Source organism: Paenibacillus sp. JT22N12, from assembly GCF_056269365.1.
On sequence record NZ_JBWDNU010000002.1, the window covers coordinates 266,910 to 292,137 of the forward strand.

Below are 25,228 nucleotides of genomic sequence, written 5' to 3' on the forward strand. Positions count from 1 at the left end.
TCTTCTTTAAGAAATTCATGCACATGTTATTTTCCGCCCGCATACATTTAGGAGACATGGAGCTTCGCTGGTTTGCTCGACGCATGATGAATGCCCGTGGCGCGAAGCACCTATCTAGCTGCTTGACGACGCAGGGAACACACGCCTGTTCTGGCCAGGCGGCCGTTGCTGCATTTCGTACAAGCTGACCGCGGGGGGATCATCAATGTCATCCGATATGGAAAAATGGCTGCTTAAACGAGGCGTATCCACAATGGACATTGCAGAAATTGTCTTGTCCCTGCAAAGTCCGTACAACCCGCAGCTGACCATTCAGGAATGCGAAGAAAGCGTGGAGACGGTGCTGTCCAAGCGCGAGGTGCAGTATGTGCTGTTTACGGGCATTGCATTGGATGAGCTGGCAGAGCGCGGTCTCCTGCCGGAGCCGCTGCAGGCCATTATGGAAGCGGATGAATCGCTCTATGGCGTTGACGAAACGCTGGCTCTTGGCATTACCAATGTTTACGGGATGATCGGCTTGACCAGCTTTGGCTATCTGGACAAAGTAAAGCCTGGAATTATCAAGAAGCTCAATGAGAAAGGCCAGGGCATTCATGTGTTTCTCGATGATCTTGTCGCGGGCCTGGCCGCGGCTGCATCGGCCCGAATCGCCCACCAGGACACCAAAGCCAACCGGTATGATATTCCATGACCGCAATGAAATTTACAGGAATTGAGGCACGGGGGAACAGCTTCCCCCGAAGCGCCGTTGCGGTGAAAACTAAACATATGCTATCATTATGAGATCATATGCCCAGGTGACGTGGTATTACCAAGTGAATGATGCGCTAGGCCAGCGTATAGAAGCAGGATAATAGAGCAGGGATTGCGCAGGTGCATGTTTTGGCGAAAATGGATTTAACGGATTGAATAGGTTTAGAGTTTGCAAATTTGCTTAACCCATGATTTTTTGAGGGAAGAAACCTGACATCGCCGGAAAACGTTGCCAGATATTCTTCTTACCCAAGTTCAGGAGGTTCCTTCATGTGGACGGTTATCTATATCGCGCCTACGGCAAAAATTGCGGAGAGCATCAAAAACCGGCTGACGCAGGAAGGGTTTCTCGTAAAGATCCGACCGATTAACGTGTCCAAACAACAATACGAAATCTTGGTCCCGTCCGGAGAACTGGAAGAAGTGCAGGAAATGTTAAACAATATTTTGAACTCGTGAGCGATAACATAAACTACTGCGCCCCCAAAGAGGTGTAATCTGTGTTCAAGGACTTATTTCATAAAAGAAAATATGCAACAATCCCATCTGGCGGGCAGCGTACCAAACCGGACATTCCCGAAGGTCTGATGTCCAAATGCCCTAAATGCGGAAACATTCAGTTCAATAAAGAAATCGAGAAGAATTTCAAAGTATGCCAAAGCTGCGGCCATCATTTCCGCCTGAACGCCTGGGAGCGTATCGCGATCACGCTGGATGAAGGCAAGCTGACGGAATTCGACGCCGAGCTGGAGTCGGTCGATCCGCTGGGCTTTCCCGGCTACGCGAGCAAGCTTGAGGCACAGAAGAAAAGCTCCGGACTGCGGGATGCCGTTGTTACCGGCGAAGGCACGATTGGCGGATTCCCTGTCGTTGTTGCCTGTATGAGCTTTGATTTCTTCGCAGGCAGTATGGGTTCGGTTGTCGGTGAGAAAATCACCCGCGCGATCGAACAAGCCCATGCGAAGAAGCTGCCTGTTATCATTTTCTCCACGTCCAGCGGAGCCCGGATGCAGGAGAGCATATTGAGCTTGATGCAGATGGCCAAGACCAGTGCGGCATTGGCCAAATTCCAGGGAGACGGCGGTCTTTATATTTCCGTTATGACCGATCCCACGACAGGCGGGGTGTCTGCAAGCTTTGCCATGCTTGGCGACTTCAATTTGGCCGAGCCCGGCGCGCTTGTCGGATTTGCCGGCCGGGTCGTCATTGAGCAGACCATTCGTCAGAAGCTGCCTGATAATTTTCAGACGGCGGAGTTCAACCTTCAGCACGGTCAGCTCGATAAAGTCGTGCACCGCAAGGATATGAAATCGACGCTGAGCAAGCTGCTTGATATGCATGCTGTTAAAGGGGGGGACACCCATGGCGGTTGATTTGCCATTTGAGAAGCCGCTGAGCGAGCTGCGCAAGAAGATCGATGAGCTGAAGAAAATCGGCATCGATTCGGGAATTGATTTCAGCGAGGAAATCTCCCGTCTGGAGGAGCGCTGCGCCAAGCTTCAGGAGGATCTCTACAGTGAGCTTACTCCGGCACAAAAAATGCATTTGGCCCGGCATCATCAGCGCCCGACGTCGCTTGATTACATACAGGCGATCTTCACCGATTTTATGGAGCTTCACGGTGACCGCCTGTTTGCAGACGATCTGGCTATTGTTGGCGGGCTGGCCAAGCTGGGCGGCATACCGGTTACAGTTATCGGCCACCAGCGCGGCAAGGATACGAAGGACAACATTGCCCGTTTCTTTGGGAGTCCGCATCCCGAAGGCTTCCGCAAAGCGCTGCGGCTTATGCAGCAGGCCAACAAATTCCGCCGTCCGATCATAACCTTCATTGATACGAAGGGCGCTTATCCCGGCAATACCGCCGAGGAACGCGGCCAATCCGAAGCGATTGCCCGCAACCTGCGCGAGATGGCGACGTTCGGCGTACCGATCATTTGTGTCGTGATTGGTGAAGGCGGAAGCGGCGGAGCGCTGGCGCTGGGAGTCGGCAATCGCGTGCTGATGCTCGAGAATGCCATTTATTCCGTCATCTCGCCTAACGGCGCAGCATCCATTCTTTGGAAGGATGCGGCGAGAGCGGATGAAGCGGCATCGGTGATGAAGATCACAGCCGATGACCTGGTCGGGTTCGGCATTGTCGAAGAGATTATCCCTGAGCCGCAGGGAGGGGCGCATCGTGATCTGCATGCACAGTCCGAATTCATTAAAGACGCGGTTACGCGGCATTTGCAGGAGCTTAGCAGCTTGACTGCCGAGCAGCTGATAGATGACCGATATGAGAAATTCCGCAGAATCGGGCAATATCAGGAGCGTACGTCCGAACCGGACTTGGAAACAAAAGTTGAAACGGTGGAATCTGCCCAGATCTGAGGGGCTTAATAATAAAAATGTGTAAATTATGTATAACATCGGTGGTCAGATACCGATATTTCTAAAATAAAGCAAATGGATTATACGGAGGATGGAATTTACTTATGCGTAAAACAAAAATCGTTTGTACGATCGGCCCTTCCAGCGAATCACTGGAAAACACCAAGAAGCTTATCAATGCAGGAATGAACGTAGCCCGTCTTAATTTCTCCCATGGAGATTTTGAAGAGCACGGAAACCGTATCAAAAATATCCGCCAGGCTTGTCAGGAGCTTGGGGCTACAGTTGCGATTCTGCTGGACACGAAAGGTCCGGAAATTCGGCTGGGCAAATTGAAAGAGGAACCGATTGAGCTTAATCAGGATGACACCATCACCCTGACGACCGAGGAGATTCTTGGCGACCGCAATCGTATTCCCGTAACCTATGCGGACTTGCCTTCCGATGTCCATATAGGCTCGACTATACTTATCGATGACGGTTTGATCGGATTGACGGTTGAAGGCGTACATGGCACGGAGATTCAATGCCGGGTTGTCAACAGCGGCTCCATCAAAAGCAAAAAAGGTGTCAATGTTCCAGGCGTTCACATTTCATTGCCGGGCATAACGGAGAAAGATGCCAATGACATCATTTTTGGAATCGAACAGAATGTAGACTTCATAGCGGCATCATTTGTGCGTAAAGCAAGCGATGTGCTGGAGATTCGCGAGCTGCTGGAGCGCCATAATGCCAGCCATATTCAGATCATTTCCAAAATCGAAAATCAGCAGGGCGTTGACAACCTGGACGAGATCCTTGAAGTATCCGACGGCCTGATGGTGGCGCGTGGAGATCTTGGTGTCGAGATTCCGGCTGAAGAAGTGCCGCTCGTTCAAAAAGATATGATTTTCAAATGCAACCGCGCAGGCAAACCGGTTATTACCGCTACGCAAATGCTGGATTCAATGCAGCGGAACCCGCGTCCGACGCGCGCGGAAGCAAGCGACGTGGCCAATGCGATATTTGACGGCACGGATGCGATCATGCTCTCGGGTGAAACGGCAGCAGGCAAATATCCGGTGGAGTCGGTGCAAACAATGGCCCGCATCGCAGTTCGCGCGGAATCGGCGCTGGACCATCGCGAAATGTTCACCAAGCAGGCCAATGCACAGCAAACAACCGTTACAGAGGCGATCAGCCAGGCTGTGGCCAATGCGGCGCTGGACTTGAATGCCAAAGCGATCATCACCTCGACGGAGAGCGGCTATACGGCAAGAATGGTATCCAAATATCGTCCGAAATCACCGATTATCGCCGTTACGCCTATTGAGCAGGTGCTGAGGCGCTTATCGCTCACTTGGGGCATCATCCCTGTCAAGGGAACTCCCGCCACAACGACAGATGGCATGTTCGATATCGCCGTTCGCGGCGGAATCGATTCCGGGCTGGTTAAGCTGGGCGATACGGTCGTCATTACGGCTGGTGTGCCGGTAGGACGCTCCGGTTCCACGAACCTGATCAAAATCCATACGGTTGGCGAGCTGCTGGCCAGAGGACAAGGAATCGGAAGCCAAAGCGCAACCGGTAAAGTCGTTACGGCGCGCACACCCCAGGAAGCGATCGCCAAAACGACAGAAGGCTCCATTCTGGTCACCGTTTCGACGGATAGGGAGTATATGCCCGCCATCCAAAAAGCGGCAGCGGTCATTACCGAGCAGGGCGGCGTAACCAGCCATGCGGCCATCGTGGCCCTCAACCTTGGACTTCCGGTAATTCTTGGTGTCCATAACGCTCTGGAGACGCTGCATGATGGCATGGAAGTAACCGTCTATGCCGAGGTAGGCGTTATCTACTCCGGTCAGGCGAAGGTGCTGTAAATTTAAAACCTGTTTTATAATAGAAAGTTAAAGTAAAAGCGATGGTGCGCATGCACCATCGCTTTTACTTTAACTGGAAGAAAGGTTAAAATGGGCCTATGCTTGGCCTGCAGCGATCATTCGATAATTGTTACCTTTTGCAGTTCAACAACGTAAAAAAGGTTGTGAATACATTGACAGAGAACCGACCGGACAAGCTGTGGCATTTGCATCCGCTGCGGGTGAGATATCAGGAAACGGATCAGATGGGCGTTGTTTTTCATAGTAATTATGTAACATGGATGGAGATTGGACGAACCGAGCTGATCCGTTTTTTCGGTTATCCATACAAAAAAATCGAAGAACAGGGAATGCTTTTACCGGTAGTGGATTTGACATGCAGTTACGTGGCGCCTGCGCGGTATGACGACCTGGTTCTAATCTGTACCACCATTGAAAACTTTTCACCGGTCCGTCTATCCTTTCGTTCAGAAGTGCGCAAGATAAAGGAAGAAGATTCATTCCCGCAGACCTTACGGGGAGCAGAGCTGCCCGGAGAGTTGCTTCTAAGGGGCGGCACGCGCCATGTATGGGTCAATGCGGATATGCGGCCTTCAAGGCTGGACAAGGCTTTCCCGGAGCTTTATAAGCTGCTTGCTGCCGTATCCGGCGACAGGACTGATCAAGAAGAGGGGAATTAGAATGTTAAAATGGATTATTGCTGCTATCATCATCATTCCGGCCATAGAAATATGGGGAATCATTAGGGTGGGTCATTTGATTGGAGGGTGGCTGACTTTTCTGCTGATTATAATAACGGGATTTGCAGGAGCATATTTGTCCAGAATGGAAGGGCGCAAAGCACTGGTGGATGTGCAGCGTCAGATGCAGACGGGTCAGCCTCCGGGCCATGCCATGTTAAACGGTCTTTGTATTCTGATTGGTGGAGTGCTGCTTCTGCTTCCGGGCTTCCTGACAGATATTGTGGGCATCACGCTCCTGCTGCCGCTCACCCGCCCATTCTACCGCATGGCCATTCTCCGGTGGCTGGAACGCAAGCTCCGCGGCGGCGCATTAACTATCCATAGAAAATAAAGAAAGTATATCAATAAACAAAAACGATCCAAGCAAGCAGTAACTATAGACGTTTCTGTGCAGCTCCAACGTTACCCAATCCGGGTGTCCAGAGAGCCGGCGGCCCTTGGAGTCCCTCCTCCGGAGGGACTTAGGGAGGGAGTAAGTCTCCAGCAAGCAGTCACCTGAGGGTAGACTCTGTTACTCTCACGTTACTAAGGGACGAAGTCCACCAGGCACCCCGGGTGCGCCAACAGGCAAGTGTGTCCCGTAAGGGACGAAAACGATCTAAGCAGGCAGTAACTACAGAGCGTTTCTGTGCAGCTCCAACGTTACAAAATCCGGGTGTCCAGAGGGCCGGCGGCCCTTGGAGTCCCTCCTCCGGAGGGATTTAGGGAGGGAGTAAACCTCCAGCAAGCAGTCACCTGAAGGTAGACTCTGTTACTCTCACGTTACTAAGGGACGAAGTCCACCAGGCACCACCCCGGGTGCGCCAACTGGCAAGTGTGTCCCGTAAGGGACGAAAACGATCCAAGCAGGCAGTAACTACAGAGCGTTTCTGTGCAGCTCCAACGTTTATTCAATCCGGGTGTCCAGAGGGCCGGCGGCCCTTGGAGTCCCTCCTCCGGAGGGATTTAGGGAGGGAGCAGGCAGTAACTACAGAGCGTTTCTGTGCAGCTCCAACGTTATTCAATCCGGGTGTCCAGAGGGCCCGCGGCCCTTGGGGTCCCTCCTCCGGAGGGATTTAGGGAGGGCACTACCTTCTCATAACAAACCTGTACAAATCCCGAAAAACATTAGCACGATGAATCGTGGACAGAATAACAAGAGACACGGGACCGGCGATCAAGCCCGCGATGCCGAACAGCTTAAGACCAACGAACATGGCAATAAGCGTGGGAAGCGGATCGAGTCCGACGCTTTTTGCCAGCACTTTGGGCTCGACGGATGAACGGACCACGAGGATGACGCCATAAAGCACCGATAGTCCGATACCGAGAGAAATATCGCCATAGATAAACGTGTAGGCGATCCATGGCACCATGGCTGCTCCAACGCCAAGATAGGGAAGCAAATCGACGATTCCAATCAGGATGCCAATGGTAATGGCATAGTCGACTCTCAGAATAAGCAGGCCAAGGGTAACGACGACAGCAGTAATGGAAATCATAATAAATTGGGCGCGCAGATAGCCGAAGAGGGCCCGGATCAGATCGTTCCAGACAACAGAGGTCGTTTTGCGGATGTCATCGGGAATCCAGCCGGACATTTTGCCCACATGACGGTACCAGTCTTTTCCAATAAAAAAAGCCGCGAGAAGCACGACAACCGTGATTGTCGCCACATTGGGAAGCGACGAAATAAGGTTCACAATACTGTTGAGGATTGTGCTGATAATGGTGGAGCTGGTTTTGGCGAGCAGATTGGCGGTATCGGATATGCGGGAGTTGATGGTCTCCTGATAATTAGGATTGTTCTGGTAGAAGGCATTCAGCTTTTCGATCAAATCCTGAATTTCCGTTGAGGCCACGACGCGTTCAAATTCATTGCGCCACCATTCGATCGTGCTGTCCAGTGATTTCGATAGATGAATGATTTCCACAACAATGCGCGTAACAAGCGCGGATACGATCGTTACCAGGGCCAGCACCACGATAAAAAGCGACAAGGTGACGCCAATCCAGCGGGGAATTTTCAGTTTTCGGTGCATCATATTAACAAGCGGATTAATGGCAAAAGCAAGGAGCCAGCCGATAATGAAAGGATAAACAAGCGGAGTTACATAAATTATGACAAGGATAAGTAAAAAAATTCCGATGACCACAAACAGTCCGCGGCCAATCCGCCTTCCTAGCGCACGATCCATGGACGTTCCTCCCTTTGTGAATCAAAAAACGTGCGAAGCCGGTTCATTTTCTCACAGGTGAAATTCACGCTCCATATGGGTGGACCGGCAACCCTTTTGAATATTGTAGCATTGGGATGGAAGGTTTACCAAAAAAACGTAAAAAAATGCCTTCACTTTACGTGTCATTAACAATCCCTTAACATGAACGTAATAGAACTCCCACATAATGGGGTTAACCGTGCTTTTTCTACAGGAGGAGTCTTGCAATGAACAAGTCAATGTCCCCGTATGTTAATCGTGATCTGAGCTGGATTGAGTTTAACCGCCGCGTTCTGGAGGAGGCTCAGGATTCCAACAATCCATTGCTGGAGCGGGCAAAATTTCTCGCTATTATGTCCAGCAATCTGGATGAATTTATGAGTGTTCGCGTGGCTGGGATCCAGGACCAGATCAAGGCCGGCTATACCAAGAAGGATTTTACCGGCTATACGCCCGATGGATTGTGGAAACGACTGATGCGGCGTGCCTCGCAGATGGTGACCGATCAATACAAAGCCTATCGCGAGGTCCTCCGGGGACTGAATAAAGAAGGAATTACGTTCCGGACGATGGACGAGCTGAGCGCCATGCAGCTGCATGCCGTGGATGAATATTTTCATGAAATTGTGTTTCCGGTGCTGACGCCAATGGCGGTGGATCAGAGCAGGCCTTTCCCGCTTTTACATACAAGAGAGCTTTATTTGGCCGTATTGCTGGGACAAGAGGAAATGCCGCCTGAGGAAGAGCCATTCTTTGCCATTATCCAGGTTCCTTCCATTTTACAGCGGCTTGTGCCGGTTCCCTGCAGAACGAACAGCAAGAAAAAGGAATTTGTTTTTCTGGAAGAGCTGATTGAAAGGCATATCAGCACGCTGTTCTACGGATACAAAACCATCGCCGTCCATCCATTCCGGTTGACCCGAAATGCGGATTTGACCCTCAATGAAGAAGGGGCGGAAGATTTGCTGGAAGAGATTGAAAAGGAAATACGCCGCCGCCGCTGGGGTCTTCCGGTTCGCCTTGAATTCGGCAAGGGCATGCATCCCTATGCGCTGCAAATGCTGAAAGAGGAGCTTGAACAGGGCGATAATATCATCGAGATCGATGGTCCGCTTGATTTAAGCTTTTTGATGAAATTCGCAAGCTCGCTTCCCGGCTACGAATCAATGCGGTTTGAGAAGATTGAGCCCCTTTATCCGCAGGAATTCGAAGAAACGGACAATATCTTTTCCGTGCTGCGCCAGGAGGATGTTCTGCTTTACCACCCGTATGAATCGTTTGAAGCGGTGGATGATTTTGTGACGGAAGCCGCGCAGGATCCGGATGTGCTGGCTATCAAGATGACCTTGTACCGGGTAAGCGGGCAATCAATTCTCGTACAAGCTTTAGCCGCGGCCGCGGAAGCAGGCAAGCAGGTAACGGTGGTGGTTGAGCTGAAAGCGCGGTTTGACGAGGAGCGGAATATCGCCTGGGCGCGTCAGCTGGAAAAAGCGGGCTGTCATGTCGTGTATGGTCTTGTCGGTTTGAAAACACATGCCAAGATCACGCTGGTCGTCCGCAGGGAGCAGCAGATGCTGCGAAGATATGTCCATGTGGGAACAGGCAACTATAACGGAAACACAGCAAGATTGTATACCGATATCGGTTTATTCACTTCCCATCCGGTAATCGGAGCAGACGCATCGGCGCTTTTCAACGAGGTGACCGGTTATTCTTCGCCATACGAGTGGAAGGCCTTCGGCGTTGCTCCCACAGATCTCAAGCAGAAGCTGTTCACCCTGATTGAGAGAGAGAAGGGGCATGCCGCTGCCGGCAAGCCTGCCAGAATTATTGCCAAGATGAACAGCTTATCCAATCAGGAAATGATTGATAAACTGTATGAGGCTTCCCAGGCGGGGGTAAAAATAGAATTAATTGTACGGGGCGTGTGCTGCCTTCGTCCAGGTGTGCCGGGTCTGAGCGAGAACATCAGGGTGATCAGCATCGTAGACCGGTTTCTCGAACATTCCCGCATTGTTTATTTCCATAACGGCGGTGAAGAAGAGATTTATTTGTCCAGCGCCGATTGGATGACCCGTAATCTGACGCGCCGCATTGAGCTCATGTGCCCGGTATTTGATGCCCGTTTACGCCGGAATCTGTTCAATATTCTACAGCTCAACCTGAACGACAACATGAAGGCCCGTGAGCTGCTGCCTAACGGTTCTTATGCCCGTGTCAACAATGAATTGCCGCCAATGCGGAGCCAGTTCAAAGCGATAAATATTAAGAAATGGAAAACCTACCGGTAATCGGGCGGGTAAAGAACGGGATAGCAGCCCCACAGCTTTCTAAAATCAACCGCCAGCGCATCAACTTCCTTGCGTTCGACGATGAGGGAGCCCTCTGCCATAACCGCCCGCAGATGGAGCTTGCCGTCTGCTTGTTCAATTGCAAGCCGGCCAATAGCCTGGGTTTCGCTGCGGTCCAGCGCAATGGCCAGCTGCAGGAGAGAACCAAGCATGCTGATGATTGCGATATCCTCATCAGAGACCAACGGTTTATAGACAGCTGCCTGCTGCCGCACGCGGTTACGGCTTTTGTAGGAGGCAATGGCTGCGCAAAGCAGCGTTTCCCGGTGGGATAAGCCATTGATATGAGAATTAACCATCAGATAAAAGGTATGCTTGTTATACTCATAATAGTCGATACTTGCCCCGATTCTGTAAAGAGTGGAGGCTGTATCCAGCCATGAGCGGGCCTGCTCCGGGAACGAATGTCTGCTCTGCATAGCATCAAAGAGCTGCAGGGCCGTCCGGTTTACCTGCGCCATGTGCTGCCTGGGCGCCTCCGGATGCAAAGCGGCGAGATTGTTCACACTGTAGCTGAGTACATTGTCAAGCTTCGGGCGCTCTGGAAAGCGGGTGGAGAAGAACAATCCATCGCGCAAGCCGGAGCCGCAAACTATATAATGGGAAGCCTCCATGACCTTGTAAAGCGTACGCAAAATAGTGATGCCTGGTACAATTATGTCAACGCGGTCCTTCGACAAGCCCGGTATTTTGTTGCGTTTATCCAGCGGCTGCCCGCGAAGCAGATGGAACAGATCCTCAGTGGATTCATCGGTCATGGAGTAGTTGTGAAAGCTCTCGAACGGGTAGCGGGTAACCGCCTGATGCACTTTGCCCAAAGCCCGTACGGTGCCTCCTATGCCGACAAGCGGAAGACCAGGAGAATGTCTGATCCAGGACTCGCTGCGCACTTCCTTCTCGATGAAATGCTCAAGAGCCTGCAGCCTGTCGTCCGGCAGCTGTCCGCCTTGAGTAAATCGCTTGGTCAGGCTGACGCAGCCGAAGGGGAAAGAAACTGCCTGCATCAGCGTGCGGTCCTTGAATAAGGAGACTTCCGTACTGCCGCCCCCGATATCAATGAGAAAACCGTCATTGATATTCATGGAATTGATCATCCCGAGAAAGCCGTAGCTGGCTTCCTGCACGCCAGTGATGATTTCAACGGGCAGACCGGTCTCGGCCTCGAGGCGAAAGAGGATGTGCTCGCGATTGGCCGCATTGCGGATAGCTGCTGTTGCGACCGCGCGGATGTGGCCGGTGCGGTGATGCGCGCAAATCAGGCGGAAATGGTTGATCGTATCGACCAGCTCATCCGTAGCATGATCCGGCAGTGCGCCATTCTCATCGATTTGTTCGCTGAGCCGCGCCGACCGCTTGCTGCCGTCAATAACCCGGTGAGCTCCTCCTGCCGTCCGCTCGTATACGACAAGCCGGATGGAATTGGAGCCCAAATCTATGATGCCGATGCGTTGTTCCGTCATAATTGAGCCTCCGGTTTCAAGAATTATGTACCTGCCGCTATGTCTGATGCTTTGCATAGTTGTGCCCGAATCATCTCTATAGTTTAACATTTGCCGGGCTTTACACAAAGGGGTGTTTTCGGGAATTCAAATGTCAATTTTGCCACAAGGGGCATGATCGTTGCATTACGCGGCAAATAAGTATAAAATTTTTTTGATGGCGCTGATAAAGCATTTTTATATCGGTTTATGTTCACTTCCCCGTCAAAATCCGATATGATTAACTTGACGATACGGATATCGAAACCATTTTTTGGTATTTTGCGAATCATTAAACCAAGGTTAAAGGAGAGAAAAAAATGACAGCAACCAAAGGCCTAGAGGGGATCGTCGCTACTACGTCATCCATCAGCTCGATTATTGATGGCGTATTGACTTATCGCGGTATAGACATCGATGACCTGGCGGTTAACGCTTCTTTTGAAGAAGTGGCCTATCTGCTATGGTATGGAAAATTGCCGACGAAGCCGGAACTGGACGAGTTGTTAAAGCAGCTCGGAGAATACGCGCCCATTCCGGCAGGTGTGCTAGATCAGCTCAAGCTTTATCCTAAGGAAGCTAATTCAATGGCCAGCCTACGGACGGCGATTTCCAGTCTGGCATTGTATGATGAATCCGCCAATGACATGTCACAAGAAGCGAATATCCATAAAGCGGTTAAACTGCAGGCTCAGCTTCCAACTGTTGTCGCTGCATTTGCCCGTATTCGTGAAGGCAAAGAGCCGGTCGCTCCTAAAACGGGCGTATCGATTGCCCACAATTTCCTATACATGCTTACAGGACAAGAGCCGGACGAGGTAGCGGTTAAGGCGCTGGATCAGGCACTTGTGCTTCACGCCGACCACGAGCTGAATGCATCCACATTTGCCGCCCGTGTTACGGTTGCCACCTTGTCGGACATCTATTCGGGCGTTACTTCCGCTATCGGCGCTTTGAAGGGTCCATTGCACGGAGGGGCGAACGAAGCGGTCATGGTGATGCTGGAAGAAATCGGCACGCCTGCTAATGTAGAGGCCGTGATCAACCAGAAACTCGCCAATAAAGAGAAAATCATGGGATTCGGCCACCGCGTCTACAAGAACGGCGATCCGCGCGCGAAGCATCTGCAAAAAATGTCGCGCGAGCTTGGCAAGCTGACAGGCAATATGGATTTGTATGAAATGTCCATCAAGATTGAAGAGATCGTGACGGGTCAAAAAGGCCTCAAGCCTAATGTTGATTTCTATTCCGCCTCTGTTTACACATCGCTCAAAATCCCTCGGGACCTGTTCACGCCGATCTTCGCGATCAGCCGTGTATCCGGATGGACCGCGCATATTCTTGAGCAGTATGAGAATAACCGTCTTATCCGACCGCGTGCCGAGTACGTCGGTCCGGTTGATCAAAAAGTGACGCCGATTGCACAGCGTCAGTAGAAATCCGCTGCCGGCGGCTATCATAATCCGCTTAAGAGTGACGGGGTGCCAGCGCATGGCCATATAATAGTGGCCATGCAGCGAGCTCCCGTCGTGTTATGTAAACTTCATATCCAACAAACATTCAGGAGGTAATTTATTCATGCAGCTTAAACAATACGATCTTCCGACCGAAGGCGCAAAAATTACGATTGACAATGGCGTACTGCAGGTTCCAAACAACCCGATTATTCCTTTCATCGAAGGCGACGGAACAGGCCGCGATATCTGGAAGGCATCCAAGCGCGTGCTTGACGCAGCTGTTGAGAAAGCCTATAACGGCGAGAAAAAAATCGCCTGGTACGAAGTGTTTGCCGGCGAGAAAGCATTCAATAACTATGGAGAATGGCTGCCGGAAGATACGCTTACGGCTATCCGTGAATATATGGTTGCTATCAAAGGTCCATTGACTACGCCTATCGGCGGCGGTATCCGTTCCCTGAACGTGGCGCTTCGCCAGGAGCTTGATCTGTATGTTTGCCTGCGTCCTGTACGTTATTTTGACGGCGTGCCTTCACCGGTCAAACGTCCTGAACTGGTTAACATGGTTATTTTCCGTGAGAATACAGAAGATATCTATGCAGGTATCGAATATCAAGAAGGTTCGGCCGAAGTGAAGAAAGTCATTGAGTTTCTGCAAAAAGAAATGGGCGTTAACAAAATCCGCTTCCCGGAAACCTCCGGTATCGGCATCAAGCCGGTTTCGGCTGAAGGCTCCAAGCGACTTGCCCGTGCAGCTATCGAGTACGCGCTGAAACACGGCCGTAAAACGCTGACCCTGGTACACAAAGGAAACATCATGAAGTTCACCGAAGGTGCCTTCAAAAACTGGGGTTATGAAGTGGCCGAGCAGGAATACGGCGACAAAACATTCACATGGGGTCAATACGACCGCATTAAAGAAGCAGAAGGCACGGATGCTGCGAACAAAGCACAGAAGGACGCGGAAGCTGCAGGCAAGCTGATTGTGAAAGACGCAATCGCTGATATCGCCCTACAACAAGTACTGACTCGTCCGACTGACTTTGATGTCATTGCTACGCTTAACCTCAACGGCGACTATCTGTCCGATGCGCTTGCTGCACAAGTTGGCGGTATCGGGATCGCACCAGGCGCGAACATCAACTACCTGACTGGACACGCTATCTTCGAAGCGACTCATGGTACGGCTCCAAAATATGCGGATCTTGATGTTGTAAACCCGGGTTCAGTTATTTTGTCCGGCGTTATGATGCTGGAGCATCTTGGCTGGCTGGAAGCGGCTGATATGATCTACAAAGGGTTGGAAACGTCGATTAACAATAAAACTGTTACTTATGACTTTGCCCGTCTGATGGAAGGCGCGACTGAAGTTAAATGCTCGGCGTTTGCTGATGAGATCATCAAGAACCTGGTATAGATTACCCGGTTAATTTTTAAAATAGTTTTGATTGGATTGGCCCCGTATCCAGGGGGATGACCCCCTAAATCCCCCTGGAAGGGGGACCCCGAGGGCTTGCCCTCTGGACACCCGTTGAGTAACGTGGGTGCCGGACAGGCGCTGGGGTGTTTGAGCGAGGAATGCTTGTGCCATGAACCTCATCGGCCGATGCAGTTCATGGCACGCATTTTTAGTGTTCGTTCGAGGGGTCGCTTGGGGCGACTTAGGTCAAGGGCGATGGAAGAAGGTCTGAGAAGCAACAGCACAAGGACCTAGTGCGAAGAGACAGGATCAAGTGCGAAAGAGACAAAGATCAAGTGCGAAAGAGACAAGGACCGAGTGCGGAGAGACAAGGACCGAGAGCGATGGGATAAAGGCGAAGAGCTGAGAAACAATAGCGAAGAAATTTTTGGGAGGCAATGGATAATGGCGATTAAACGGAAAAAAATCACCGTTGTTGGAGCAGGCTTTACCGGGGCTACGACGGCTTTTATGCTTGCACAGAAAGAACTGGGCGATGTTGTTCTTGTTGACATCCCGCAGCTGGAAAACCCAACTAAGGGAAAAGCGCTTGATATGATGGAGTCCACGCCCGTACAAGGCAGCGACGCCAACATCATCGGTACTTCCGATTATGCCGATACACAAAATTCCGATGTTGTGATTATCACTGCAGGGATCGCCCGCAAACCGGGCATGAGCCGTGACGATCTGGTCAACACCAATGCCGGCATTGTGAAATCGGTATGCGAGAACATCAAAGCAACCAGCCCGAACGCTTATGTTATTATTCTCTCCAACCCTGTTGATGCCATGACTTATGTGGCTTACAATGCGCTTGGATTCCCTAAAAACCGCGTAATCGGTCAGTCCGGCGTACTGGATACAGCCCGTTACTGCACATTTATCGCCCAAGAGCTGAATGTATCGGTTGAAGACGTCCGCGGCTTCGTGCTTGGCGGCCATGGCGATGACATGGTTCCGCTCGTTCGTTACTCCAATGTGGGCGGCATTCCAATCGAGAAGCTGATTCCGGCTGACCGTATCGAAGCCATTGTACAGCGCACACGCGTTGGGGGCGGCGAAATTGTCAACCTGCTTGGCAACGGCAGCGCTTATTACGCGCCTGCAGCATCGCTGGTCCAAATGACTGAAGCGATTCTGAAGGATAAAAAGCGGATTACGCCAGTAATCGCTTTGCTGGAAGGCGAATATGGCTATGACAACCTGTTCATGGGCGTTCCAGTCGTGCTGGGCGGCGATGGAATCGAGAAGATTTTTGTACTGGATCTGACCGGGGATGAGAAAGCCGCTCTGGAGAAATCCGCCGTTTCGGTTCGCAACGTCATCTCTGTCGTTAACAGTTAATTCCAAAGCCGTTGTACTCATGAAGGACATGAGACCCTGACTGATTGTTGTCAGGGTCTTCATTTTTTTAACCTGATAGCAGGTATTAGTTTCACTTCTATAAAAGTTTGAGGGAAGAAATGACCGCTGCCGCCCAAGAGGCGGCGAGGCCATCTTTTTAGTTGGGAAGGAGGAATCAGGATGGAGCAAGCACAGCGGATGCTTAAAGAGGTATATGGCTTTGACAGCTTTCGCAAAGGACAGCAGGATATAATCGAAGGTCTGCTGGAAGGCAAGGATACGCTGGCGATTCTGCCTACAGGCGGAGGAAAGTCGGTCTGCTATCAACTGCCGGCGATTCTGCTGCCAGGCACAACGATTGTCGTATCGCCGCTGATTTCGCTGATGAAGGATCAGGTCGACGCGCTTGGCCGCCTGGGTGTATCCGCTGCCTACTTGAACAGCTCTCTGGATGCAGCGACTTATCGGGAGGTCGTGAGAAAGACCGCTCAGGGCGTCTACAAGCTGCTCTACGTTGCGCCGGAGCGTCTGGATGGGACAATGTTCGAATCACTAGCCAGCCAGCTGCACATCCCCCTTATAGCCATCGATGAGGCTCACTGCGTTTCGCAGTGGGGACATGATTTCCGGCCGAGCTACCGACAGCTGGCTGGCTGGATCGGGAGGCTGGAGAACCGGCCGCCGGTTGCGGCTTTTACGGCAACAGCCACTCCCGAGGTGTCAGACGATATCTCGGCCATGCTCGGACTTCGTCGGCCCAATGTGTTTGTGACCGGTTTTGCCCGGACCAATCTGAGCTTGTCGGTTGTGACCGGGACAGACAGACGGAAATTTCTGCGTGATTATGTGGCGCAGCGGCCGGATCAATCGGGCATTATCTACACGGCTACCCGGAAGGAAGCCGAAGAAGTTTGTGCCGACTTGAGCAGGCTGGGCGTATCGGCGGGCAAATATCATGGAGGACTCGGCGATGATGAGCGGGCTGAAGCGCAGGAGAAATTCCGTTTCGACGAAGCACGGGTTATGGTCGCAACCAACGCATTCGGCATGGGCATCGATAAGCCGAATGTCCGTTATGTCATCCATTGGCAGATGCCAAGCGATGTGGAGTCCTATTATCAGGAGGCGGGCCGTGCGGGGCGCGACGGGGAGGAGAGCGAATGCGTGCTGCTGTTCGAGCCGCAGGACGTTCAGGTCCAGCGCTTCCTGATCGAGCGGAGCACAACCGATCCGGACAGACAGCGGATTCAATTAAACAAGCTGTACACGATGATGCATTACAGCCGTACGGAGAAATGCCTGCTGCAGTTTATCGTCAGCTATTTTGGCGAAGCCGATGTTCCCGAGTGCGGCAAGTGCAGCAATTGTCTGGATCAGAGCGAGAAGCTGGACATGACGGAGGATGCAAGGAAGGCCTTGTCCTGCGTGGGCAGGCTGAAAGGCCGGTTCGGCATCGCGCTCGCGGCCAAGGTGCTCAAGGGCTCCCGCGAGAAGCGTATTCTCGAATTCGGTCTGGACCGTCTGTCCACGTACGCGCTGCTGCGCGATTGGGTGGAGAAGGACATTTCCGACTGGCTCTACTGGCTGGTGGCGGAAGGCTATATGCGCATAAGTGAGGGAGAATTTCCTACGGTATCCCTGACGGCAGAGGCTCTGCCCGTGCTGGAGGGAAAGAAAACCGTGTTCAGGCGGCGCAGCACGGCTGCGAAGCGCAGAACAGCTTCAAGCGCAAGCCAGACGGAGAACACTCCCTTGTTCGAGGCGCTTCGCGATTGGCGCAAGGAGACGGCGGCGCGCGAGCATGTACCGCCGTTTATGCTGTTCTTCGATGCTGCACTGCGTGAAATTGCCGACAGGCAGCCTGTTACGACCGAGCAGCTGCTCACTGTCAAAGGGGTGGGGGCGGCAAAAGCCGGAAAATACGGCAGCGATGTCATTGCCATTGTCAGAAGCTTTAAGTTGGGCAGCAGCCCACAGCAAATGGACTCATTTTCCCCGGTTATGAAGACGGATGAAGAAGAGAGAGGAAAGGCAGGACCTGTCGCTTCGACCGGCGGGCGAGGCAGAGCGGCGATATCCGTCACGGATGTGGGCCTGAGCAGCCATATGCAATCATTGGCGCTGCTGCGGGAAGGGCGCTCCATTACTGAAATCGCTGCTCTGCGCGATATGGGCAGAATTACGATCGAGAACCATTTGCTGCGCTGCGCCGAGGAAGGTGAAACGATCGAGTGGGATGGTTTTATCCCCACAGAGCATGAAGCGCTCATTGCAGAGACGATTATGCGGCTGGGAGCGGAGAAGCTGAAGCCGATCAAGGAAGCGCTGCCGGATGAAATCGATTATTTTGCCATTAAAGCGGTCATGATGAAGCTCAGTTTGTCGCATGGCGGAAAATAGGCCATTTCTCTTTTGAATTTGGGCGATTCTTCTAGTATACTTGATGGGATTGTATATGAGTGGCAGGAGGAAAAGAAATGTTGAATGTAATGGTTTTTCTGCATGTGATCGGCGCTGCAGGCATGGGTTTTTATATCGTGCTTCCATTCTTGATCGGACGCGCTACGAAGCTCAATGGTGCCGGACAAGCCGGACTTGCGGAAGGTCTGGTGTCTGCGAACCGAATCGCGCAATATTTTCTCGTCTTGCAGCTGTTGACAGGCGGATATTTGATTTCGCAGGGGGATTATGAGGTTGTTTGGATGATTCTGGTTATCGTCTTATTCCTCGCTATTGCAGCAATTGGCGGAATTGTGACGAAGCCGCTTAAACAGATTGTCGCATCCATCCAGGCAGGGCAAAGCGCAACGTCAAACATTGGCAAAGCGCGTACGCTCAGCATCATCATTTTGCTGGTTTATCTGGTCATTATCTATTTCATGAAATTCCCGATTTATAAAGATATGTAATCCAACACTGGGGGGCGATACGCTTGACCAATGAAGTACCGGATTTATTAACCTTCGGCGAAACAATGGCGCTGTTCATGCCGCAGGAGCATCGCGGTCTTGAAGGAGCCGCTGCCCTTGAGCAGGGCTTCGGCGGTGCCGAAAGCAACGTGGCGATCGGAGCGGCCAGACTGGGCTGCTCAGTCGGCTGGTTTGGCGCATTGGGAGAAGACCCGTTCGGTCGTGCAATATTCAAGCAGCTGCGAGGAGAAGGCGTCGACGTTTCCGAGGCCAGGCTGACGCCAGGCGAACAGACCGGATTAATGTTCCGGGAAACGGTCGCAGGGAAGCTCGCGGTTCATTATTACCGGAAGCATTCGGCGGCAAGCAAGATGCGGCCCGAGCATCTGAATCTGGATTACATAGCCGGCTGCAGGATCCTTCATGTGACGGGCATTACGCTTGCGATCAGCGAGAGCGCCCGTGAAACGGTATTTGCGGCGGTTGCCGCAGCGAAGAAGGCGGGAGTGAAGGTGAGCTTTGACCCCAACCTGCGCCTCAAGCTGTGGACGATTGAAGAAGCCCGGCGTGTTGTGCTCCCGCTGGCGGAGCAGGCCGATTATTTTCTGCCTGGCTGGGACGAGCTTAAGCTTCTCTACGAAACGGACAATCTGGATGAAGTGAAAACGAAGCTGAAGCAGTTGAACGCGGTGTGTATTGTCAAGGGCGTGGACGACACAACCATCGTGATCGAAAATGGGGAATCCCAGGTAGTGCCCTTCTACAAAGCGGATAAAGTTGTGGATACCGTCGGGGCGGGAGACGGCTTTTGCTCGGGGTTTCTGACAGGCCTTCTGAAGGGAATGAACCCGGTGGAGGCCGTGCGTCTGGGCAGTATAAGCGGGTCGCTTGTCGTTCAAATGCGCGGCGATTGGGAAGCGCTTCCCGACTGGGCGTCCGTCGATCAGCGATTATCGGATAAGGCCTGGGTGGAACGCTGAAATGGCTGATGGTTCAAAAGGACAACGCAGACGAGAACAAATAATGAATGTGCTTAAGCGGCAGGGCCGGATTACCATTCAGGAGGTTGTGGACCGCTTTCACATTTCGGAAGCGACGGCGCGCCGCGACCTTGAGCTGATGGAGAAGGCGGAGCCGGTCATCCGTACGATCGGCGGCGCTATGTACGACGGCATGAATGCTGTGAGAGAGCTCCCTTTTGCCGAGAAGGAGGGGCTGTCGTTTCTGGAGAAGGAACGGATCGCAGCAGCTGCGGCGGAGCTGATTAATGAAGGGGACGTGGTCGGGCTCTCAGGCGGCACGACCAATTATTATCTGGCCAAGCTGCTCAAAACACGCCGGGGGATTACCGTCGTAACGAATACCGTGAATGTGGCGATGGAGCTTGCAGGAAGCGATATCCAGGTGGTCGTAACCGGGGGCCTGATGCGCCACAACAGCTTCGAGCTGTGCGGACCGCTGGGGGAAGGCATGCTGGAACAGCTTAATCTGGGCAAAATGTTCCTCGGAGTGGACGGCGTGTCCTCCACGGGCGGGATCACAACCTATTCCGAGCAGGAAGCCCATATGGCCAAAGCGATGATAAGCCGTTCGCAAGCGACATATGCGATGTTTGACCATACCAAGATAGGAAGGACCTCGCTGTTCTCGATTGCCCCGCTGTCGGTGCTTCAGGGCTTTATTACCGATATGCCGCTGCCGCAGCAGCTTTCGTCCGTGGCAAATGCCCATGGCATTCAAGTTTTTGTCACGGAGCATCGCGAGGAGCCGGACCAGCAATAATTATTTCTTGCCGGTAAGCAGGATAAGCCTTGCCGCCATGGAATTCATAGGTTGAGCATTTACGAAGAAAACTAAAAGGAGTGAATATAATGGCTGAGATGGGATCTGGAACACATGTTTATGAAGTTGCCGAAGGCTGGGCGAAGCTTCCGGAGGGAGTTGAATTTGGTTATACCCATGGTATCGTCGTGGACGCCGATGAGAATGTACTGGTCTTCCACACGGGGAACAATCCGGTAATCGTGTTCGATAAGGAAGGGAATTTTTTGCGCAGCTGGGGAGAGCAGTTCGTTGGCGGCGCCCACGGCTTTTATTTGCATCAGGAGAGTGATGGCCAGTATCTGTACCTGACGGACACTTCCCGCCGGATCGTGGTCAAAACAACGTTGGACGGAAAAGAAATTCTGACCATCGGAACACCTGATTTGCCGGACATTTACGATGAGGATCGCAAATTTGTGCCGACTGACGTTGCTGTGGGGCCAAACGGCGATATCTATGTGGTTGACGGGTACGGGCAAAGCTGGATCCATCAATACGACAGCGAAGGTCAGTTGATCCGTTCATGGGGCGGAAAAGGAAGCGAGACCGGACAAGTGAATTGCCCGCATGGCATATCCGTCGATCTGCGCGGCGAGGAGCCGGAGCTGTACGTGGCGGACCGCGGCAACAACCGGATTCAAGTGTTCACTCTGGACGGCCAGCACAAGCGTTTTATTACCGACGATATGAAAATGCCGTGCAGCTTTTATTATTATGGCGATGAAATTTATTTTCCGGATCTGCAAAGCCGGGTTACCATCTTCGACAAAAATGATCGTTTGATCACCCATTTGGGCGATGATGAGAATGCCTCCAAACGGGAAGGCTGGCCTAATATCGATTTGAATTTATTCGAAGCAGACAAATTCAGCTCGCCTCATGGTGTTTGTGTGGATGCTGAAGGTAACGTTTACGTTGCCGAGTGGACCGTTCATGGACGTGTAACGAAGCTGGTCCGCAAACGCGGTTGAGCCAGACAAACGAAAAACAAAGAAAAGCAGGTATTCGCCATTCAAGCGGATACCTGCTTTTTCTTGAAATTATTGAAATACCCGCCTGCCGCCGACCCATGTGCCATGTACGGTCTTGAAGGATTCATCCGTCCAGACGAGGTCCGCCTGTCTGCCAACCGCAATAAGTCCAATACGCTCCTGCAATCCGAGCTGGGCTGCGGGATTGGCGCTTGCCATCCGGCTGATCTGAGGGATGGCAAGCGGAGTATTCTCTACCATGTAACGGAAAGCATCGATCATCGTCAGCGTGCTGCCCGCGAGGTTGCCTCCCTCTTGGAGCCTGGCGACGCCGTCATGAACGTCGACGGCCAAGCCGCCAAGGTCGTAGCTGCCATCGCCCAGACCGGCAGCGGACATGGCATCCGTGATAAGAATAACCTTGTCGGCGGCTTTGGATTGGGTCAGCAGCCGTATCGCTGCAGGATGGACATGGTGCCCATCGGCAATGACCTCGGCGTAGATACGGGGATCGGTCAGAACGGCTCCGACCGTCCCCGGCTCGCGGTGGTGCAGAGCCCGCATGGCATTGAAGGTATGAACGGCCTGGGTGAGCCCTGCATCGGCAGCCTTAACGATATCGGCATAATAAGCATCCGTATGTCCGCATGCCGCCACGATTCCCTGCTCAGCCAGCCAGGAGACAAGCTCAACAGCTCCTGCTTTCTCGGGGGCAAGAGTAAGCTGTTTAATCAGACCCGGATAAGCGGTTTGCCATTCCTGCAGCCAGTCCAGGCGCGGAGGCGAGATGTAGGAGGGATTTTGCGCACCCGGCCACAGTTCACTGATGAACGGACCTTCGAGATGTACGCCTGCAAGCGCCGCATAGGGCATGCCGCCGTCTTTGATATAAGCGGAAGCGGCTCTGAGCACTTCCGCAATTGCGTCGTATGATGCGGTAACGGTGGTGGCGAGCATCGTGGTCGTACCCTTGGATGCATGGAAGCGGGCAATTGTATCATAGGCAGTGGCATCCGCTTCCATGAAGTCAGCCCCGAATCCGCCATGAACATGAACATCGACAAATCCGGGAAGCAGCATGCCCCCAGCGCCATCGATGATCAGAAATTCCCCGTCAGAATGAGCGGCTTGCGATTCAGCGTCATTCGTTTCGTATATCGCGGTAATAATACCGTCCTCCACAACGACGCTGCCCTCCAAGATTCGATTTTCAAGCACGATCCTTACATGGTCTATTCGCCATTTTGCATGGACAGATGTCATTAATCAAGCAGCCTCCCCGCTTCACGGTCAAGTAGGACAATTACCTTCGCATGCGTCTGCAGCAATGATGCCGGACATTCCGTCGTAATCGGTCCGGTTAAAGCTTCTTTGACAATTTCCGCCTTGTCTGCGCCCTTGACGACCAATAGAATCGTATCCGCCTTCAGGATGGAGCCGATGCCCATTGTAACCGCCTTGGCCGGGACCTGGTCCACCGATTCGAAAAATCTTGCATTGGCTTCGCGCGTCTCGGCCTTCAGCTCCACGATATGAGTACCGCCCTGGAGAGAATGATCCGGCTCGTTAAAGCCGATGTGCCCGTTGTGGCCAAGACCGAGCAGCTGGATATCGATTGGCTTGGCCGCCAGAAGCTGATCGTAGCGCGAGCATTCCGCTGCCAGATCATCGGCCATTCCATCAAGCAAATGAATATGCTCACGCCGAACATCTACGTGATTGAACAAATACTTGTTCATATAATAAGCGTAGCTCTGATCATGCTCGGGAGGCAGACCCACGTATTCATCCAGATTAAAGGTTGCCGCTTCATTGAAGGAAAGCCGCCTGGCCTGATGCATCTTTATCATTTTTTCATAAATTCCTGTTGGTGTCGAGCCTGTGGCAAGGCCGAGCGTAGCCTGCGGATTATGAGCGAGCAGAGCGGCGAACAGCTCTGCTGCATGCTGATCAAGCTCTTCTTTACTGTTGAATTGAGTAATATTCAATGGAATAGCCTCCGTTTGTCTGAAATTTATGAATGCGGCGATGATAGAAAATCGTCTCTTCTTATTGTAAAATAACACGCTTGATTTAACAATGAAAATGAATAAAAAAATCATTAAAATGAAATATTTAATCAATTATTAATAAACGAGCTTAATTTTGCCTTCGTAAAGGTTCTGAACTTGATCAAAGGGCAGATCCTATGTGATGATGGACGTATAGAATGGATCGGCTAAGGAGCAATGGGTATGACAGAGCATATCAATAGCGGTACAGAATGTCATGAGCAGACGGCTAGGCGCAAGGGTGAGCATATCCGTATTTGTCTGGAGGAGGATGTACAGAGTATTGGAATTGATGCTGGCTTTGCCCGGTATCGTCTGCGCCACTGCGCGCTGCCGGAATTGTCGTTCCAGGATGTGGATTTAAGCGCTGAATTTATGGGAACGAAGCTGCAGGTGCCTCTGCTGATCAGCTCCATGACCGGAGGAACCGGTGAAGCCGGACAGATTAATTTGCGTCTCGCCGAGGCGGCTGAAGCCAGAGGGTGGGCCATGGGACTTGGGTCCATGCGGGCTGCCATTGAGAACGGGCAGCTTGTCGAGACGTTTCGTGTCAGACGGAAAGCGCCGAGCATCCCGCTTATTGCGAACCTCGGCGCCGTGCAGCTGAATTACGGATACGGCATCGACCAATGCCGGCAAGCGGTTGAACTGGCGGAGGCCAGCGCTTTGGTGCTGCATCTTAACAGCCTGCAGGAGGTATTTCAACCTGAAGGAGATACGGATTTCCGCGGTCTGCTCGGCAGGATTGGCGAGGTGTGCAGGCAGATTGGCGTTCCCGTCGGTGTCAAAGAGGTCGGTTGGGGAATAGACGTTGATACAGCCCGGGCATTGGTTGATGTCGGGGTATCGTTTATTGACGTTGCCGGAGCGGGCGGAACCTCATGGAGCCAAGTGGAAAAATATCGCGTTCGCGATCCGCTGCGGGCAGACGCAGCGGCCGCTTTTGCCGATTGGGGGATTCCTACCGCTGAATGCGTGCGTGAAGTCCGAGAGCGTCTCCCCCATACCTGCCTTATCGCCAGTGGTGGATTGCATACAGGCGTGGACGCGGCCAAAGCAATTGCGCTTGGCGCAGATTTGGCCGGATTCGGCCGTACGCTTCTGGCTGGAGCTGCAGGCTCCGAATCCTCAATCCTTAAGCCGGAGGCGGTCTATCATCAATTGGAGCGGATCGAGTTCGAGCTTCGCGCCGCGATGTTTGGGATAGGGGCGTCTTCGCTTCAGTTTTTGCGGACAACGGACCGTCTCGTAAAGCTGGCCTGAATTTGAGTAAATCCCTCATCTGCAGTCATGCGCTGACCAGGGCAGGTGCAGCGGGCTGGGCCCATATTGCCGGATAAAGGTCTATTCTTTCTCTGTTATGATTTCCCGTCAGCCTGGTATTAATCTAATGGATGCAGTTGCTGCCACGAAGAAGAGTGGATACAATATTGCCTAAAAGCAGCTTGACGAAAG

The 25,228-nt window shown here is 52.3% G+C and carries 21 protein-coding genes; 17 read left to right on the forward strand and 4 right to left on the reverse strand.

Going from position 1 to position 25,228, the window contains the following annotated elements:
• Positions 1 to 205 precede the first annotated feature (205 nt).
• From AC0YOA_RS06860 to AC0YOA_RS06890, 7 genes are all read left to right on the forward strand, one after another.
• Positions 206 to 691 (forward strand): phosphatidylglycerophosphatase A family protein, encoded by a 486-nt coding sequence (locus AC0YOA_RS06860; protein WP_475768776.1) that lies wholly within the window; start codon positions 206 to 208, stop codon positions 689 to 691.
• Positions 692 to 1,023: 332 nt separating this feature from the next.
• Positions 1,024 to 1,212, forward strand: coding sequence for a glutamate decarboxylase (locus AC0YOA_RS06865; protein WP_188993185.1), 189 nt, complete (start codon positions 1,024 to 1,026; stop codon positions 1,210 to 1,212).
• A gap of 41 nt (positions 1,213 to 1,253) precedes the next feature.
• Positions 1,254 to 2,126, forward strand: a complete 873-nt coding sequence (accD, locus tag AC0YOA_RS06870; protein WP_210038529.1) for an acetyl-CoA carboxylase, carboxyltransferase subunit beta — start codon at positions 1,254 to 1,256, stop codon at positions 2,124 to 2,126.
• A complete protein-coding gene (locus tag AC0YOA_RS06875; RefSeq protein WP_210038530.1) occupies positions 2,116 to 3,126 on the forward strand; it encodes an acetyl-CoA carboxylase carboxyltransferase subunit alpha in 1,011 nt (336 codons plus the stop codon). Before accD ends, AC0YOA_RS06875 begins: the two co-directional genes overlap by 11 nt.
• A gap of 104 nt (positions 3,127 to 3,230) precedes the next feature.
• Positions 3,231 to 4,985 carry a pyruvate kinase gene (gene pyk / locus AC0YOA_RS06880; RefSeq protein WP_475785980.1) on the forward strand — a complete coding sequence of 585 codons (1,755 nt, stop codon included), beginning with the start codon at positions 3,231 to 3,233 and terminating at the stop codon, positions 4,983 to 4,985.
• Positions 4,986 to 5,158: 173 nt separating this feature from the next.
• The gene (locus tag AC0YOA_RS06885; protein WP_475785981.1) at positions 5,159 to 5,665 is read left to right on the forward strand and encodes an acyl-CoA thioesterase; all 507 of its coding nucleotides are present in this window, start codon (positions 5,159 to 5,161) and stop codon (positions 5,663 to 5,665) included.
• Between the two features lies 1 nt (position 5,666).
• Positions 5,667 to 6,059: an FxsA family protein gene (locus tag AC0YOA_RS06890; RefSeq protein WP_475785982.1), complete on the forward strand. Its 393-nt coding sequence runs from the start codon at positions 5,667 to 5,669 to the stop codon at positions 6,057 to 6,059.
• A 736-nt stretch (positions 6,060 to 6,795) separates the two neighbouring features.
• On the opposite strand, the gene ytvI is transcribed toward AC0YOA_RS06890, so the two are convergent.
• Complete coding sequence (gene ytvI, locus AC0YOA_RS06895) at positions 6,796 to 7,905, reverse strand: sporulation integral membrane protein YtvI (RefSeq protein ID WP_475785983.1); 1,110 nt, start codon at positions 7,903 to 7,905, stop codon at positions 6,796 to 6,798.
• A gap of 248 nt (positions 7,906 to 8,153) precedes the next feature.
• On the opposite strand from ytvI, the gene ppk1 reads away from it, so the two are divergent.
• Positions 8,154 to 10,217: a polyphosphate kinase 1 gene (ppk1, locus tag AC0YOA_RS06900; RefSeq protein WP_475785984.1), complete on the forward strand. Its 2,064-nt coding sequence runs from the start codon at positions 8,154 to 8,156 to the stop codon at positions 10,215 to 10,217.
• Here ppk1 and AC0YOA_RS06905 read toward each other — a convergent pair.
• Positions 10,208 to 11,737 carry a Ppx/GppA phosphatase family protein gene (locus tag AC0YOA_RS06905; RefSeq protein WP_475785985.1) on the reverse strand — a complete coding sequence of 510 codons (1,530 nt, stop codon included), beginning with the start codon at positions 11,735 to 11,737 and terminating at the stop codon, positions 10,208 to 10,210. The two genes, ppk1 and AC0YOA_RS06905, sit on opposite strands and share 10 nt — an antisense overlap.
• Before the next feature lie 338 nt (positions 11,738 to 12,075).
• On the opposite strand from AC0YOA_RS06905, the gene citZ reads away from it, so the two are divergent.
• From citZ to AC0YOA_RS06945, 8 genes are all read left to right on the forward strand, one after another.
• Positions 12,076 to 13,191: a citrate synthase gene (citZ, locus tag AC0YOA_RS06910; protein ID WP_210046899.1), complete on the forward strand. Its 1,116-nt coding sequence runs from the start codon at positions 12,076 to 12,078 to the stop codon at positions 13,189 to 13,191.
• A 142-nt stretch (positions 13,192 to 13,333) separates the two neighbouring features.
• On the forward strand, positions 13,334 to 14,629 hold the full coding sequence (icd, locus tag AC0YOA_RS06915; protein ID WP_475785986.1) for an NADP-dependent isocitrate dehydrogenase: 1,296 nt from the start codon (positions 13,334 to 13,336) through the stop codon (positions 14,627 to 14,629).
• A 447-nt stretch (positions 14,630 to 15,076) separates the two neighbouring features.
• On the forward strand, positions 15,077 to 16,018 hold the full coding sequence (gene mdh / locus AC0YOA_RS06920; RefSeq protein WP_475768783.1) for a malate dehydrogenase: 942 nt from the start codon (positions 15,077 to 15,079) through the stop codon (positions 16,016 to 16,018).
• 180 nt (positions 16,019 to 16,198) lie between these two features.
• Entirely contained in the window at positions 16,199 to 18,418 is a 2,220-nt protein-coding gene (recQ, locus tag AC0YOA_RS06925) for a DNA helicase RecQ (protein ID WP_475785987.1), read from the forward strand.
• A 77-nt stretch (positions 18,419 to 18,495) separates the two neighbouring features.
• The gene (locus tag AC0YOA_RS06930; protein ID WP_210046903.1) at positions 18,496 to 18,927 is read left to right on the forward strand and encodes a hypothetical protein; all 432 of its coding nucleotides are present in this window, start codon (positions 18,496 to 18,498) and stop codon (positions 18,925 to 18,927) included.
• A 23-nt stretch (positions 18,928 to 18,950) separates the two neighbouring features.
• A complete protein-coding gene (locus tag AC0YOA_RS06935; RefSeq protein WP_475785988.1) occupies positions 18,951 to 19,907 on the forward strand; it encodes a sugar kinase in 957 nt (318 codons plus the stop codon).
• Between the two features lies 1 nt (position 19,908).
• Positions 19,909 to 20,709, forward strand: a complete 801-nt coding sequence (locus tag AC0YOA_RS06940) for a DeoR/GlpR family DNA-binding transcription regulator (protein WP_475785989.1) — start codon at positions 19,909 to 19,911, stop codon at positions 20,707 to 20,709.
• 89 nt (positions 20,710 to 20,798) lie between these two features.
• Positions 20,799 to 21,722 (forward strand): NHL repeat-containing protein, encoded by a 924-nt coding sequence (locus AC0YOA_RS06945; RefSeq protein ID WP_475785990.1) that lies wholly within the window; start codon positions 20,799 to 20,801, stop codon positions 21,720 to 21,722.
• A 69-nt stretch (positions 21,723 to 21,791) separates the two neighbouring features.
• Here the strand turns inward: AC0YOA_RS06945 and nagA are convergent, their stop codons facing one another.
• Together nagA and nagB are read right to left on the reverse strand one after the other, a co-directional pair.
• Positions 21,792 to 22,985, reverse strand: a complete 1,194-nt coding sequence (nagA, locus tag AC0YOA_RS06950; protein WP_475785991.1) for an N-acetylglucosamine-6-phosphate deacetylase — start codon at positions 22,983 to 22,985, stop codon at positions 21,792 to 21,794.
• Positions 22,985 to 23,710: a glucosamine-6-phosphate deaminase gene (gene nagB, locus AC0YOA_RS06955; RefSeq protein ID WP_475785992.1), complete on the reverse strand. Its 726-nt coding sequence runs from the start codon at positions 23,708 to 23,710 to the stop codon at positions 22,985 to 22,987. The genes nagA and nagB overlap by 1 nt, the downstream gene beginning before the upstream one ends.
• A gap of 246 nt (positions 23,711 to 23,956) precedes the next feature.
• Between nagB and fni the strand changes: the two genes are divergently transcribed.
• Complete coding sequence (gene fni, locus AC0YOA_RS06960) at positions 23,957 to 25,036, forward strand: type 2 isopentenyl-diphosphate Delta-isomerase (RefSeq protein ID WP_475785993.1); 1,080 nt, start codon at positions 23,957 to 23,959, stop codon at positions 25,034 to 25,036.
• The last annotated feature ends 192 nt before the right edge of the window (positions 25,037 to 25,228 follow it).